10 protein-coding genes are annotated in these 14,934 nt (G+C 60.3%); 3 read left to right on the top strand and 7 right to left on the bottom strand.

The features are described 5' to 3' along the window. The first annotated feature begins 4 nt into the window (after positions 1–4). From ABLV76_RS23455 to ABLV76_RS23445, 3 genes are all read left to right on the top strand, one after another. Positions 5–1,141: an alpha/beta hydrolase gene (locus tag ABLV76_RS23455; RefSeq protein WP_155009195.1), complete on the top strand. Its 1,137-nt coding sequence runs from the start codon at positions 5–7 to the stop codon at positions 1,139–1,141. 72 nt (positions 1,142–1,213) lie between these two features. Then, on the top strand, positions 1,214–2,416 hold the full coding sequence (locus tag ABLV76_RS23450; protein ID WP_348878506.1) for an MFS transporter: 1,203 nt from the start codon (positions 1,214–1,216) through the stop codon (positions 2,414–2,416). Positions 2,417–2,494: 78 nt separating this feature from the next. Further along, positions 2,495–3,364, top strand: a complete 870-nt coding sequence (locus ABLV76_RS23445) for an aldo/keto reductase (RefSeq protein WP_017898781.1) — start codon at positions 2,495–2,497, stop codon at positions 3,362–3,364. A gap of 24 nt (positions 3,365–3,388) precedes the next feature. On the opposite strand, the gene ABLV76_RS23440 is transcribed toward ABLV76_RS23445, so the two are convergent. From ABLV76_RS23440 to ABLV76_RS23410, 7 genes are read right to left on the bottom strand one after another with little or no spacing between them, the layout of a single operon-like run. Then, positions 3,389–5,587, bottom strand: coding sequence for a glycoside hydrolase family 2 TIM barrel-domain containing protein (locus tag ABLV76_RS23440; RefSeq protein WP_057214608.1), 2,199 nt, complete (start codon positions 5,585–5,587; stop codon positions 3,389–3,391). Beyond that, on the bottom strand, positions 5,577–8,270 hold the full coding sequence (locus tag ABLV76_RS23435) for a response regulator (RefSeq protein WP_004203927.1): 2,694 nt from the start codon (positions 8,268–8,270) through the stop codon (positions 5,577–5,579). Before ABLV76_RS23435 ends, ABLV76_RS23440 begins: the two co-directional genes overlap by 11 nt. A gap of 2 nt (positions 8,271–8,272) precedes the next feature. Then, positions 8,273–8,707: a globin gene (locus tag ABLV76_RS23430; protein WP_004179506.1), complete on the bottom strand. Its 435-nt coding sequence runs from the start codon at positions 8,705–8,707 to the stop codon at positions 8,273–8,275. Then, complete coding sequence (locus tag ABLV76_RS23425) at positions 8,704–10,098, bottom strand: DUF3131 domain-containing protein (protein ID WP_348878505.1); 1,395 nt, start codon at positions 10,096–10,098, stop codon at positions 8,704–8,706. Before ABLV76_RS23425 ends, ABLV76_RS23430 begins: the two co-directional genes overlap by 4 nt. Further along, positions 10,083–11,630 carry a DUF3131 domain-containing protein gene (locus ABLV76_RS23420; protein WP_348878504.1) on the bottom strand — a complete coding sequence of 516 codons (1,548 nt, stop codon included), beginning with the start codon at positions 11,628–11,630 and terminating at the stop codon, positions 10,083–10,085. The genes ABLV76_RS23425 and ABLV76_RS23420 overlap by 16 nt, the downstream gene beginning before the upstream one ends. After that, a complete protein-coding gene (locus tag ABLV76_RS23415) occupies positions 11,627–12,958 on the bottom strand; it encodes a DUF3131 domain-containing protein (RefSeq protein ID WP_064150204.1) in 1,332 nt (443 codons plus the stop codon). The genes ABLV76_RS23420 and ABLV76_RS23415 overlap by 4 nt, the downstream gene beginning before the upstream one ends. After that, positions 12,955–14,772 (bottom strand): glycosyltransferase, encoded by a 1,818-nt coding sequence (locus tag ABLV76_RS23410; protein WP_348878503.1) that lies wholly within the window; start codon positions 14,770–14,772, stop codon positions 12,955–12,957. The genes ABLV76_RS23415 and ABLV76_RS23410 overlap by 4 nt, the downstream gene beginning before the upstream one ends. Positions 14,773–14,934: the final 162 nt, after the last annotated feature.

The following is a 14,934-nucleotide window of genomic DNA, read 5'->3' as shown; positions in this document are numbered from 1 at the left end:
TTTAATGACGGTTTTCAGCAAAAAAATGACAGCCACGATACCCGCCATGCTGCTTTGCGCCTTATTAAGTGGAGCCACAACGATGAGTTATGCTGATACAACTAACCCGAACGCACCTGTTTCATTGATTGAACAATGGGATAAAACATTCCCGGAGAGCGCAAAAGTGGATCACCGTAAGGTGACCTTTCAGAACCGCTACGGGATTACCTTAGTTGGAGATCTCTACCTGCCGAAGGATCGCGGTGAACGCAAACTGGCAGCTATTGCTGTGAGCGGTCCCTTCGGCGCGGTAAAAGAGCAGTCCAGCGGCCTGTATGCCCAGACGCTGGCCGAACAGGGGTTTGTCACCCTGGCGTTTGACCCATCCTATACGGGCGAAAGCGGTGGCTACCCACGCAACGTGGCCTCACCGGATATCAATACCGAGGATTTCAGTGCCGCGGTGGACTTTCTGGGCCTGCAAAAAGAGGTGGATCGCAACCGTATCGGTTTGCTCGGCATTTGCGGCTGGGGTGGTATGGCCCTAAACGACGCGGCGATGGATACACGCGTCAAAGCGGTGGCGACCAGCGTCATGTATGACATGAGCCGCGCGATGGGTCATGGGGTAGGCGATGGCAAAGACCGCTACACGACAGCCGACCGCCGAGCGGTACTGCAGTACTTGAACGCGCAGCGCTGGAAGGATGCGGCAAACGGCACTTTCGCCCCAGGTGGGCATGACATATATGTTGATGATAAAGGCAACGTCAGCGCTGCCGCTCGTATTTTGCCGGAAACCTTGCCCGCCAACCCCAACCCGGTCCTGAAAGAGTTCTTCGATTATTACCGTATGCCGCGAGGTTTCCATGCGCGTTCGGTTAATTCAACCGGGGCATGGAATGCGACGATGCCGCTGTCGTTTATGAATATGCCGCTGCTGAGTTACGCCAGCGAAGTGACTATTCCGACGCTTATTGTGACCGGCGAACAAGCCCATTCACGCTATTTTGCCGAAGATGCTTTCAAGGCGATCGGCAGCAAAGAGAAAGCGCTGGTGATTGTCCCTGGGGCAAACCATGTCGACCTCTATGACAACGCCGCGGGCAAAATTCCCTTTGCGACGTTCGCGCAGTTTTTTAAAACCAACCTGAAATAGATCTCCTGTGCCGGAGACATCCCCAAAGCCGCCACGCGCCTGCGGGCGGCTTTGTCTTGTCGGAGAGAAATAATGTCTGCATTAGGTCACACCCGGGCACACTGGAGCGGCGTCCTGGCGATGACGCTCTGCGTATTTGTGCTCATTGCCTCAGAGTTTATGCCGGTCAGTCTGTTGACACCCATCGCGGGTGATTTACACATTACCGAGGGATTAGCAGGCCAGGGGATCGCGCTTTCTGGCGCGCTGGCGGTACTGACCAGCCTGACGATTTCCCCTCTTACCGGGTCGCTGGACCGTAAATGGCTGCTGCTGGGGCTCACGGCGCTGATGGCGGCCTCAGGATTGATGATTGCCCAGGCGTCCAGTTTTCCGGTTTATATGCTGGGCAGGGCGCTCATCGGGATCGTCATCGGCGGATTCTGGTCATTGTCGGCAGCAACGGCCATTCGGCTGGTGCCGCAACGCCAGGTTCCCCGCGCGCTGGCCATTTTTAACGGTGGTAACGCATTGGCCACGGTCGTCGCGGCCCCGCTGGGCAGCTACCTGGGGGCCACCGTCGGCTGGCGCGGCGCCTTTTTATGTCTCGTCCCGCTGGCGATGGTAGCCTTCATCTGGCAATGCGTTAGCCTGCCATCGATGAAAAGTCAGCGCGCACCAGAGCGGCAGGGAACCGTGCTGCGTCTGTTCCGTCGCTCGACGGTATCCCTTGGATTGTTGGCCTGCGGGCTGTTCTTTATGGGGCAGTTTACCTTATTTACCTATGTGCGACCGTTTCTGGAGATAGTGACTCGAGTCAAGCCTTCTGGCCTCTCCCTGATATTACTGGCGATTGGCGCCGCCGGTTTTGTCGGCACGCTGCTTATTACGACCGTTCTGAACGCCCGGTTTTATCCGACACTGGTGGCTATCCCTTTGTTAATGGCCGCGATTGCCGGAACGCTTCTGCTGGCCGGGCACCACACAGGTTCAGTCGCCGTACTGTTAAGCCTGTGGGGCCTGCTGGCGACGGCAGCGCCCATCGGCTGGTGGACATGGATTGCGCGGACGCTGCCCGAGGATGCGGAGGCGGGCGGTGGTCTGATGGTCGCCGTGATCCAACTATCGATTGCCCTCGGGTCAACGGCAGGAGGCCTGGTGTTTGATAGTCTGGGATGGCGCAGCACTTTTGCTCTGAGCGGTCTGTTACTTTTGGGCGCGGCAGGGGGGAGCTTCCTGCTTTCTGTCAAACACAGGAGATATCAGCGCACTGCGATTAATGAGCTGGATGCATAAGTCAAATCACAAATGACGGGGTAATCGCGGCGATGTTTCTGGTCTATCATGAAATTTTTAACAAACTGAGACTGCACCGTGGAATATTGTGTATTAAGTAACAACCGTAAAATGCCGATGCTGGGTTTTGGCGTTTTTAAGGTGACCGATAAAGCAGAGTGTAAGCGGGCGGTGCTGAACGCTATTCGTACCGGCTATCGCCTTATCGATACCGCTGCCGTCTACGATAATGAAGATGCGGTGGGGGAGGCCGTTCGCGAAGCCATCGCCGAAGGTCTGTGTACCCGCGAGGCGCTATTTATCACCTCCAAACTGTGGGTTCAGGACATGGCCAACGCCGGGATGGCGAAAGCCGGTATCGCCGCGTCCTTAAAAAAATCCGGGCTGGAATACTTCGATCTTTATCTGTTGCATCAGGCGATGGGCGATTATTTCAGCGCCTGGCGCGCGCTGGAGGAGGCTTATGAGGCCGGTATCCTGAAAGCGATTGGCGTGTCCAATTTCTACGCCCATGTGTTAGCGAACTTCTGCGAAACCGTCAGAATTAAGCCGATGGTGAACCAGGTCGAACTGCATCCTTATTTCGCCCAGCCCGCGGCGCTGGAAACCATGAAGCACTATCACGTTCAGCCGGAAGCCTGGGCGCCGTTAGGCGGCGGCAGACATAACCCGTATGAAGAGGCAACGCTGCAGGAGATTGCCGATGCCCATCATAAAACCATTGCGCAGGTTATCCTGCGCTGGAACGTGCAGCGTGGCGTCACGGTCATTCCAAAATCCACCCGCCAGGAGCGTATTGAAGAGAACTTTGCCATCTGGGATTTCTCGCTCACCGCGCGCGAAATGGCGCAAATCAGCGCTCTGGATTTAGGCTATGTCGGCGAAGCGGTAAAACACTTTAACCCTCAATTCGTTCGCGGTTGTCTGGGGGTGAAAATCCACGACTGATCGCGGCTCAGCGGGAAGCCTCCTTCATTTCGCTGCCTGGGCCGCGGCGACGGGTTCGCTATGCTGGTTAGCCCCCACGCGTTTGCCGCGACGGTTGTCGATGCGGTAGACGATCGTCACGGGCTGCTGGCCGGCGGGGGTGACGGTCAGCTCCCTGACCATCTGGCCGGCGTCGGGCGGCAGGGTCCGCGTGGTTTCCCCCTGAGTCAGTATCCGACCATTTTGCCTGACCTGCCAGGTCAGGCGACAATCCTCGCAGGCCGTCCAGGTATCGTTAATCGCCCACAGGCGCACCGTCGCCGGGCTACCCTGACGCCAGCTGGCGGTCACCGGCTCGATGGACGGCAGGATCGGCTGATAGGCGCGCTGCAGGGCATAGTAACCCGCCTTTGGCTGGCGCAGATAATCCACCACCCCCCAGTTGATGGAGGGCCATGTCTCGACAAACATAAACTGGAACAAGGCGGTCACCGGCTGATAACGCTGGCGACGATAGCTCTCCGCCGCCAGGGCCACCAGCCTGGCCTGATACGCCTGGGTGTTTTCAATCATCTCCTGAATATTGTTGCCTCGCGGAATCCCGGCGAATTTAAAGGTCTGGAAAGGCTGAAAATTATGGTACTTCCATCGCACCCAGCCGGGATCGTCGGCGGCGGTGGTTTTCGGCCACAGCAGACGGGCCGGGATAATGGTCTTCAGGGTGGAGAGGCGGGGCAGCGCCTGGGCGCCAAACTCGGTAATAATCCCGGTTTTCGCCGGGGCGAGCAGGTCGCGCAGGGTGCCGAAATACCACCCTGCCCAGTAGTGCTCTTCGACAGCGGAAAAGCGATGCACGATGCGGGAGGTGTCTTCCGCCAGCGCATCGCCCACCCGCTGCGTCAGGGTCTGGTTTAAGGTTTTACGCCAGTCGGGGAAGCGTTTCTCCATCCACGGCGAGTTCCACGGCGGCTCGTTGTGACCGCCCCAGACAATAATCGCCGGTGAATTGCCGAACTGGTCCATCATCGCCCGGGTCTGGCGCACGGCGTTATCGGCGAAGGCGGCGCTATCATCATAACCCCACTGCAGCGGGACATCCTGCCAAATCATGAGTCCCATCTCATCGGCCACCTCATACAGCGCGCGGCCCGCCACGTGGCCATGAACGCGGATGGCGTTGGCGTTCATCGCCGTGACCAGTCTGAAATCCCGGAGATACTTTTTCCGCGTCATGGTGCTCAGCCACGGCGAGCCAATATAGTTGCTGCCCTTGATGAACAGCCGTCTGTCATTGATACGCCAGCCCTGATTATCCGCCAGCGCTTCCACCTTACGTAATCCGGTGCGGGTGACGGCGGTATCCATGATCCCCCGCTTATCCACGAGGGTGGCGCGCACGCGGTACAGGTTCGGTTTACCTGTGCCCACCGGCCACCAGAGCTTTGCCGAGGGCATGGGCAGCGAGACGCGCAGAGTGCCTGCGGTATTCTCCAGGGTGACCGCAAAGGCCTGCTGAAAAGGCGGGCCGGAAAAATTGTCCGGGGTGGCCGTCAGGCGCAGCGTGACGGGGCCGGGCGTCACGGCCCGATAGCGGATTTCGGCACGCAGCATGGGCTTCTCCAGCCCCTGTCGCCAGTCCGGGCGCAGGATCACCTCGTCGATAGTGACGCCGCGGCTCAGATGGAGCTTCACCGGCGCCCAGATCCCCCCGGAGTTGGCATCCTGCCCCTGAACCGACCAGGCGCCGCCCGGACGGGTATCGTGCTGATTCAGGATCCCTTTCATCAGCGTCTTGTGCAGCGGCCAGATTTTTTGCGGGTCTTCATAGGGGCTGTCGACCCGCACGGCGAGCTGATTATGGCGGCGAACGGCCCCGGTGATGTCCACCGGGAAGCGCTGAAAATAGCCTTCGTGCCGGGTCAGCGTCTTGCCGTTGAGCGCTACCTCGGCAAAGTAATCGACGCCGTCAAACACCAGCGTAGCCATGGCGTCCGGCGTCAGGCCATGCAGGGTAAATTGATGGCGATACCACAGGGCGCCCTGATGATCGTATCCGGCGCTGTACCAGTTTGCCGGTACCCGCAGCGTGCGCCAGTCGCCGTCCGAAGCCTGCGCGCCGGCGAAGGCGCTGTCGTTGGCGTCATGCACCCGCCATTGTCCGGCCAGTGACCAGGTCACCGGCGCAGAACCGGCGTGCGCCAGCGGCAGGCAAATGACCAGCAGCAGAAGACGTCTAGCGATCACGGGGAACCTCCTGCGTTCTGCGGCGCAGCCACAGGTGGCAGCCCGCGATCGCCTCGGTCAGCGCGTCGCGCAGGTCGCCCGGCACGCTTTGGTCTGGCGAGGCCGCCTGGCTCTCCAGCCGCTGGAGCACACTGGCAAGGCGTTGAAAACCTAGGGTGGCCGCCTCGCCGCGCAGTTTGTGGGCGGCGCGGCGCCATGTCTCCCGGTCATTGGCGTCAATGGCGTGGTTGAGGGCGGCGGCCGCAGCATTAAGTCCTGCAGCGAAGAGTCCCAGCAACTCCTCGACAAGCTCAGGATCGTCGGCGCACTGTTTCAGCAGGCGGGCTTCGTCCGGCAGGCCTTCCTCTTCCTCCGGCGCGCTATCTTCCGCCGCGCCGACGCGGGCGATGGCTTCCCGTAGCGCCTCCTGGCTCACCGGCTTGGCGATATAGCCGTCAAAACCCATCGCCAGACAGCGTTCTCTATCGCCCTGCATAGCGTGGGCGGTCATGGCAATCGTGGGCTGATGTTGTCTGCCCTGCGCCTGGGTCTCTTCCCGCAGCAGGCGGATGGCGGTTTCACCGTCCATCTCCGGCATTTGCAGATCGATCAGCAGAAGATCCCAGCAGGCTGCGCGCCAGCGCTCCAGCGCTTCCCGACCGTTGTTCACCACCTCGCAGCGGTGACCCAACTGCTCCAGCAGCCGTCTGGCGACCTTCTGGTTTACCAGGTTGTCCTCGGCGAGCAGGATATTTAGCCCGGTCTGGTCCCTGACCGGTTGCGCAACGGGGGCAGGCGTTGTCGTCACCACCGGCGTGGGCACCAGAATGCCGGCGATAACCTGATGCAGTTCGCGCTGTGCCACCGGTTTATGCAGATAGTGGGCAATGCCGATGCGCTTAAGCATATTGGCGTCAAAATGACGGCTCATGGAGCTGAGCATAATAATCTGGCTTTGCCTGGCTTCAGGCAAAGCGGAGAGCTCCAGCGCCAGGGATACGCCGTCCATATCCGGCATCTGCGCGTCCAGCAGGATCAGCGGCCATGGCGGGCCTTCGGCGGCCCGGCGTAGCGCCTCGCCAGCGTTGTTCACGCAGGTTGGCATCAGTCCCATCTGGCGAAGCATGGCGTCAAGCAGGCGCAGGTTGGTGCTGTTGTCGTCAACCACCAGCACCCGCTGGTGATTGAAGCGGCTCAGAGGGGCGCTACCGGAGGCCGCGGCGTTCAGGCCTTCCAGCGGCAGGGTGAAGGCAAATTCGCTGCCTGCCCCAGGCTGGCTCTCCACCGTCAGCTCACCGCCCATCAGGCTGACCAGGCGGGCCGAAATGGTTAACCCCAGTCCGGTGCCGCCGTAGCGACGGGTGGTAGAGCTATCGGCCTGGCTGAAGGCCTCGAAGATCGCCTTTTGCTTCTCCGGGGCAATGCCGATGCCGGTATCGCGAATGCGAAAGCACCAGCGGTTGTCGTCCTCGGCCGGCGCTATCGCCAGCAGGACCTCCCCCTGATGAGTGAACTTCAGGGCATTACCCAGCAGGTTGGTCAGGATTTGCCGCAGCCGGGGGCCATCGACGATCAGCACCTCAGGCACCGCAGGGGAGATATCCACCAGCAGCTCAATGCCCTTTTCGCTGGCGGCAGGCATATGCGGGCGGATCAGCGACTGAACAAAAGGGCGGATCTCCAGCGGCTCTACGTCCACCTGCATCTTGCCCGACTCAATGCGTGAAAAATCAAGAATGTCATTGATAATGTGCAGCAGCGACTGGGCTGAGCTCATCACCAGCGAAAGGTACTCCCGCTGCTCCGCGGTCAGCGGCGTGTCGAGGCAGAGCTGCGTCATGCCGAGAATGCCGTTCATCGGGGTGCGGATTTCGTGGCTCATATTGGCGAGGAAAGCGCTTTTCGCTTCGTTCGCCTCACGGGCCTCCTTCGCCGCCTCAATGGCCAGCAGCTCTGCGGCTTTGCGCCGGGTAATATCCTGCAAGGTGCCGATCACCCGCTCTGCCTGCTGCTGCATGTTGAGGGTGACGATCTGCCCCGAGAGCAGCATCCAGCGCCAGCCCTGCGTCGGGTGCTGGACGCGAAGCTCACATTCAAAAACCGGCATGTGCTCGTTTTGCGAGGCGATCATCGCCTGCTGCAGAGTGGCGCGATCGTCCTCGTGGACCAGGTTGAGCATAAAGCGCAGCGGAAAGCGCCACTGCGCCCGCGACTGGCCGACCATCGCCAGCAGGGTGTCATTCACCTGCAGGCTGTCGCCGGAGACCTGCCAGTCCCAGATGCCGATCTGGATCGACTCCGCGGTGAATAAAAAGTCATCATGCAGTTGATGACGCGAACGCCGGGCCTCGTCAAGCTCGGTGATGTCGGTATGCAGGCTGACAATCCCGCCATCCGCCAGCCGCTGATGCTGAACGTAAATCCGGCGGTTACCCGACTGGCGGACCTCGCAGTGGTTCGTCTGGCGGCAGTTGCGGATAATCGCCTCGCGCAGCGTCTGTTGCCGGCCTGGGTCGATGTTATATCCGGCATCGATAAACTTCTCCGCCAGGCTCTCAAGAGAGGCGCCGACGGCGAGCCAGGGCGCGATCGTTGGATAAAACAGCGCCACCTTATCATTCCAGGCCTGCAGTCGTTCGCGCTCATCGTAGATCATCACCGCCGAGGGCAGGAGGTTAAGGTCGTTACGGTTAGCGGCATGCATGATTACTGGCCAACAGTTTGATAGTGGAGCTCCGCCTGGCGGCGCAGATACTCGAGCCCAGGGGCGATGGCCATTGCCCATGCGGTGAGGATCTCCTCATCGCACAGCGGATCGCAGGCGCGGACGGTTTTGAGCATCGCTTCCCGCCAGAGGGCAAAAAACCGCGGCGGTAGACGCAGGCCTTCCTCGCTCTGCGCTCGCGCCAGCCGTTCCAGAAAATCGGGTACAAAGAGGTCGCCGTTGACCGCCAGCATGGCGAAAAAGCTCTTAAAGATCATCTGCTGGCCTTCCTCACCGGAGCGTTGGGAGAAGTGTTGCTCGGTTTCCGGTGACATATGGATAAAGGTGCTGTAGAAGGCCTGGAAGAAGCGCTGTTTGTCGTGCTCTGGTACGACGCGATTCAGGCTGGCTTCAAAGAGATCGCGATAAAATTTCATGGTGCGCTCCTCATGACCCGTTCGCCCGGCAGGCAGCGGTGGGGCGGGTTAAATTCGTCCGTCGCGCGGTGGGCAAAGTAGCTGTTGTCATCCGCGAGGCCGTTTTTGAACAACGGCCCGGCGTTGTGTTTGTAAAACAGCGCCTCCAGCACCATGGCGTTGGTGGAGAGGGTGAGGGTGGCGTTGACGTCGCCGGTGGCCTCGACCCGTCCTTCAAACCAGCCGCGCTGCGGGTCGTTAAGATGGGTAGTGACCGCCATCAGCGCATCGGTATACTCGGTTTCCCAAAGCGTCCACAGGACAAAGACCGCTTTGGTGGTCACCTGCGCCAGCCGGGGGTAGTACTTCCCGTCGTCCCCGAGCGTATTCCAGGCGTAGCCATTCCCCCAGACGGTGTCTTCCACGTGCCAGGGCGCCTGGGTAAGCGAAAAATCGGCCCGGGCGGTAAGCACCTTATCCTGCGTCCAGCGCGTTTTCTGGCTGAGCCATATCCCTTCCGCCCGCTCGCGCATGGCTTTTTGCGCCATCTCCGGCACGCCGGGCGGCTGCCAGCCGAACTCCAGTCCAGGCAGCATGGCGGGCAGTGTAGAGAGCACCACGGGTTGCCAGGTGGTTCGCGGGTCGCGGTCGTCAACGGCGAGGCGGCGCTGATAAATAATCACATGGCGCGTCGGGGGGGAGAGGGCCTTGCCGGCCGGAAATCCCCACAGGCGAAACGCGCTGGCGGCGTATTCACTGTCTCCCAGCCGGAGCTCCTCGCGGATCGTCCGCTGACCGTTCTGCAGTGAGGCGGACCACAGCTCCCCGTCTTTATCGATAACCGGACAGAAGTTCCAGCGCAGGACAATTTTATCAATGTATTCACCATACTGCGGCGCGCGTTCGGCGGTGAGCCGCAGGGCGAGCATCAGTCGGGCCATATCTTTTGCTGACCAGCCGCTGGCCGCCGGTTTGCCGCTGAAGTCGACAGGGGTCGCCGTCTGAGTGGAGTATAGCCTGCCCGGCGAACCGCCGTCGGTCAGCGTCAGGCGATTGAGGGTGCCGAGCAGGGGCGTCAGGCGGGCGTCGAATTCCGCCTCCTTTACCAACCCCAGCTCTCTGGCGGCGAGCAGGGCGATAAGGGTGTCGCCCATCTGCCATAGCGTTGCGCGGGGCTGTTTGTCGCTGCCGTTGACCAGGCCGGTTTGCGGCTGGGTATTGTTCTCGACGTACCGCCAGGCGATCTGCGCCCACGTTCGCTCCTGCGGCGTCAGGCTGCTGATACGGGCAGTGGTGTGCCAGCCGCCTTTGGTCAGCCAGCGCCACCCCGCGCCTTCGCGACCAAACAGCGCCAGGGCGATAAGAAAAAGGACGACGGCGATGGCCAGCCAGCGGGCTATGGTTTTAAGCATTGCGCGGTCACCGGCGGAAGTTTAACGGGCTCGTCAGCCTTGCAGGCGGCACACTGGCAGGCCTGGCAGGCGGGTTTGGTGCGCTGCGTGGTCCCGGTCTGCTCGCACCATGTTTTGACGGCGGGGGTGTTGCTCAGGAACGGGCGATTGCGCGGGCCGTTATTGGGTTCAAAGAGATCCACCAGCTTCTTGTCCCACAGCGAAGGGGCGAAATCGCGGTTTTTCGGATTGTCGCTGGAAAACTGCAGCAGTTTTCCCTCCTTTTTAAATAGCAGTGCTTCCAGCATGATGCCGTTGTTGTTGGCGGTAAACTCATTGATTGGCCCGTCGCCGTTCTCATACAACCCCTCGTAATAGCCTTTTCCCGCTTCGTTCGCGTTTTCAATGGCGTCCAGCAGACGATCGGTATAGGGCGAGTTCCACAGCACCCACATCCCCATCGCCGCTTTGAGCGACACGGCGGCGCTATTCGGTACGAACTGGCCTTTGTCGGTTATGGTGTTCCAGTTAAACCCGTCGCTGAACACGGTGTCATAGACAAAGTACGGGGATTTATCGAGCTGATGCTCGGAGCGGGCGGTGAGGAACCCGGTGATGGCGTAGCGATTCTCCTGGGCCTGGTAGACCCGGTCAGCGAAGTTTTTCATCCAGGGATGGGAGTACTCGCGCGGGCTGTTGTTCCGGTCACCAGGGTTATCAAAGCCAAACTCCATGCCATACAGCACGTAGGATTCACTGACCACATAGTTATGCTGGCTGGTTTGCCGTGGGTCGCGCGAATCATAGGGGACCAGCACGCAGTAAATCTCCGCCAGCTCGTAGGGCTGCGGCCGGCTGGCCTGACAGGTGTTAAATCCCCACAGCTGAAAGCCTGCCGCGCCGTACTCCTCGTATCCCAGACGGCCTTCCTGAACGTATTTGGGCTGGCCGTTTTCCAGATACGCCCCGTACAGCGTGCCGCAGGGATCGACCACATGGCTAAAATCCCACCCCAGCACCACATTATCGATGCTGTTGCTGTATTCCGGATAGCGCTCCTTGATCACCTTCAGCCAGATCAGCATTCTGCCGATATCCAGCGCCGAAAAGCCGATTTCACCCGGCTTGTTCTGGTAGTTAACCTTTTGTCCGCTTATCGTGTTATAGGCTTTGTTGGGTAGTTCGTTACGGAATAAATCGAGCTTATTCAACGTGGCGAGAAACTTCAGCATCCGACGGTCAAACTCCGCCTTATCAATAATCCCCAACTCACGGGCTGCGGTCATCGCGGCCAGATAGGAGGCGCTGTCCCACATGGTGGTGGAGGGGTATTTGTTTACCGCATTCACCAGCCCGGTGGTGGGCTGAAAGTTGGCGACGAAGTATTGCCAGGCGTTTCTGGCGATAGTCATCTCCCTCGGCGTCAGCTCCCCGCTGCGCGGGGCGTATTCCGCAGCCGGCAGACCGGTCGCGGCCTGCGCGCCGGAGAGCGAGAGCCACAGCGCCATGAGTCCGGCCAGCAGGGGAAAACGGGAAAAATAGGTCAGCTTCATGGCGTTGCTCCTGCTGAGGAAGAGGGTAGAGGGGCAGGGCTCAGGCAGGCCAGACACAGCATCTGCCCCCGGGAAATGTAGGCCAGGCTTTCCAGCACGATCGCGTTGGTATCGCCGTCAATAACGTCGTTGACGCTGCGGTTGAGATTTAACCCTCGCTGCCAGCCCTTGCCCGGGACCTGCAGCGTCTGCACCTGCTGGCGCAGCGCCTCGCTCCAGCTATTACGGAACAGAGCGTACCAGGCAAAGGCGGTGCGGGTGGAGGTGATCGCCGTTTGCTCCGGGGCGGCGCTGCGTGGGGCGAAGGCGCTCTGCGGCTGCCGGTCCGCCAGCGCGCTGGCATAATCCGGCGCGGGCTCGGCGTAGTCAGTGCTGATCGGCGGCTTGCTGACCCTCAGGCCATGACGGCGCTGCTGGATTTGCATGATGCGCCAGGCGATCTCCGCACTCTGCGCGTCAAAGCCCAGCTCAAGTCCGGTGAGCAGGTACGGCAGGCTGATCAGCGAAGGCTGCCGACCCCAGGGCGTGCGCAGCCCCTCGTCGGGCACCATGATGCCGTCGATATCGATCATCTGCTGCCCCTGCGGCGGGTTGGTCACCGCCAGCCCCGCCGCGCTGTCGATCAACCGCAGCGTATGGCTGGCGTACAGCCGGTAGCCAAAGCTGTCCCGCGGTTCATCCGCCGCCAGCGCCCAGTGGTGCAGCGGCGCCGCGGCCTGGCTGGCGGGGCTGTTGCTGATGAGCGCGCCGACCCGCCACTGATTAAACAGATCCCGCACCGCGGCGGCGTGCTGAGGATAGCGCCAGAGCAGGGTTTGCAGGGCGGTGAGCAGGCGTCCCATACCGATGGCGGAGGAGTCCGGGTTGCCGAGGATCTGCAGCGTGTCGGCATGGTACTGAGCGGCGGGCAATCCCTGGGCGTTGAGGGGCAGTTGACCGAGGGTAAACAGGGCGGCGGCAATGCGCTCATCACCTTCGGCGGCGGTCACAATATGCAGCTGCTCTGCGGCGACCACGGCGAAAAGATAGCTGCCGACGCTCCACAGGCTGAGCCAGGGTTCGCCATCGTGCGCGTTGGCCAGGCCGTTTGGCTGGGTATTGTTGACATAATACTGCCAGGCCACCCGCGCCCAGATCGCCTCGTCAAAGGTCAGCTCGCGCGGGGGAGGGAGCGGCGGAAAATCCTGGCTCAACGTCATCCCGCCGCTGCTCTCGACGCGCGCGGGCATTTGTTTTTCCACCCACACGACAATCGCAAAACCCAGCAGGAAGCCAATGAGGATAGTGAGATAGCTGCGCGCGGATAGCAGGGCGTCGCGGATCCTCATCGGCTCGCCTCCTGCTCTTCGGGGGGCGTCCACATGGCGGCGAAGATCAGTGGCAGCATGGCGGCAATATTCACCGCGCCCCAGAAAATGTTGATGAAGTACCCGGAGGGGTCGTCAACCTGACCGCGCGCCACCTGAATACCGCCCCATATCAGCCCCGTCAGGGTGAGCAAAACGATGGCAATTTGCGGCTTGACGAGATAGAGAAAACGGCCCGTCTGTCGCTCTTTCGGCGTAACGTGAAATTTGATCTGCTCCCCGCGCAAAACGGTGTCCAGCGCCCGCAGATTCATCGAGAAAAAGGAGAGGTAAGAGGCCCGGCCGTCCCAGGCAGAAATGCCCCAGGTGCCGAACATAAAGGCCAGTTCGGAGACAATAAAAAAGGGTAAAAAGTGCAGATAGAAAGGGGTAGACCACGCCGACACCGGCGGAATGCCGGTGAAGAGATAGATAACAGGCGAGATCAGGAACACGGTGTTCCACACGCAGGCCAGATACGACCAGAAGGTGGTCGCGTACATCAGCGTTTGCGGCAGCGAGAGTTTAAAGCGGCGTCGGTTGAAGATGTTGTCATGGAACAGGATATCCAGCGATCCGGCGGCGTACTTAAAGCGCTGGATCATCCACGTCAGCATATCCTGCGGAGAGAGCATTTTCGACTCGATCCGCGGGTGCATTACCGAGCGCCAGCGGCGGGCAGCGTCGCCGTGTAGCAGGATTGAGGTATAAATATCTTCCGAGACGTGGAACTTATAGGGCGTCAGTTCAGTATCGAAGGCAACGTGGGGGCGCATGGCGTCCTGCAGCGCTTCCCGCGTTGCCGGGTCACGAATATCCCGCGTATGACGCGCGATTTCGGCGTCAACGCTCCAGACGTAGCTGCGCAGCGCCGCCTGCATCACCGCTTCCCGTCGGTGAACGGAGGCGGCGCCACAGCAGAACGCGGCGTTAGCCCAGTTGCGGCGCCGTAAAATCACGTCGTAAAACATGCGCGGATCGTTGAAAAAAGGATCGCGACCAATGGTCACCGGACCGACGATTTTCTGCGCCAGCCAGCCCACGCCATAGCCTGCGCCGCCTGCTTTACGCCGCAGCCAGCGCGCCAGATCCTCCCCCTCCGGGAGATCGAAAAACCATTGTGGGGTCTGCACCCAGGCGACGTCCGGATCGCGAAAATAGCCGAGCGTGTGGCTCAGCAGGGTCGGGAAAACGCGGGTATCGGCATCACAGATGATCAGAAAGTCGCCATCGGTATGTTCCAGCCCGTTGCGCAGGTTACCGGCCTTATAGCCGATATTGCTCTGACGGGTGATATAGTTCGCCCCCTCCTGCTCGCAGACCGCCTTCATCTCCGGGCGACGCCCGTCGTCAAGGACATGCACCTTATAATCGAGCGGACCAGGATAGGTCATCCGCATGGCGTCACGAATCGATAGCCTGACCAGCTCCACGTCTTCGGAGTAGGTGGCGATAAACAGATCGACTTTAATCGGCCTCGACTCCACCGCTTCATCCGCGCGCAGACAGTCGTTGATCTCCGTCGGGGGGACCCCTGGCGGAGGATCTTTCTCCTGCCATAAATTAATGGTGAACAGAACTGTGCCAATCCACGCCAGGGTTTCCGCCAGCACCAGAGGAATCGCATACCACAGGGCGTCCGTGTTTAAGGAGGCGGTCCAGCGCCAGTAAATATAATTAGCGCCAAGCACCAGGGCGGCCACAGCTAATACCTGCCAAATCATTCTCACCCAGCGCGGGGTGCTGAGCGGTTCAGGCGGTCGGCGATGTTCAAAACGGGAAAAATAAAAATCCATAGCAAGGATATCCTGATTCCGCGCTGGGTTTGAATGACAGGTCTGTTATCGATTGGGGGCGTTCTGCAGAACGCACAGGGGCTTATAAATAACAGTAAAGTGAGTGTAGATGGTGGCACAAAAATTTCAACAGCGCGAACTGATAGTCACCGGGATGACTTA

This window comes from Klebsiella sp. GB_Kp047 (assembly GCF_040065235.1).
Taxonomy (GTDB): domain Bacteria; phylum Pseudomonadota; class Gammaproteobacteria; order Enterobacterales; family Enterobacteriaceae; genus Klebsiella; species Klebsiella quasipneumoniae.
Note: the sequence above shows the minus strand (reverse complement) of the source record. Positions and strands in the feature narration are given on the sequence as shown.

What these genes read in the sequence shown, in the direction of transcription:
- ABLV76_RS23455 (WP_155009195.1), top strand. Translation starts at nt 5, where the DNA reads ATGACGGTTTTCAGCAAAAAAATGACAGCCACGATACCCGCCATGCTG.
- ABLV76_RS23450 (WP_348878506.1), top strand. Translation starts at nt 1,214, where the DNA reads ATGTCTGCATTAGGTCACACCCGGGCACACTGGAGCGGCGTCCTGGCG.
- ABLV76_RS23435 (WP_004203927.1), bottom strand. Translation starts at nt 8,270, where the DNA reads ATGCATGCCGCTAACCGTAACGACCTTAACCTCCTGCCCTCGGCGGTG.
- ABLV76_RS23430 (WP_004179506.1), bottom strand. Translation starts at nt 8,707, where the DNA reads ATGAAATTTTATCGCGATCTCTTTGAAGCCAGCCTGAATCGCGTCGTA.
- ABLV76_RS23425 (WP_348878505.1), bottom strand. Translation starts at nt 10,098, where the DNA reads ATGCTTAAAACCATAGCCCGCTGGCTGGCCATCGCCGTCGTCCTTTTT.
- ABLV76_RS23420 (WP_348878504.1), bottom strand. Translation starts at nt 11,630, where the DNA reads ATGAAGCTGACCTATTTTTCCCGTTTTCCCCTGCTGGCCGGACTCATG.
- ABLV76_RS23415 (WP_064150204.1), bottom strand. Translation starts at nt 12,958, where the DNA reads ATGAGGATCCGCGACGCCCTGCTATCCGCGCGCAGCTATCTCACTATC.
- ABLV76_RS23410 (WP_348878503.1), bottom strand. Translation starts at nt 14,772, where the DNA reads ATGGATTTTTATTTTTCCCGTTTTGAACATCGCCGACCGCCTGAACCG.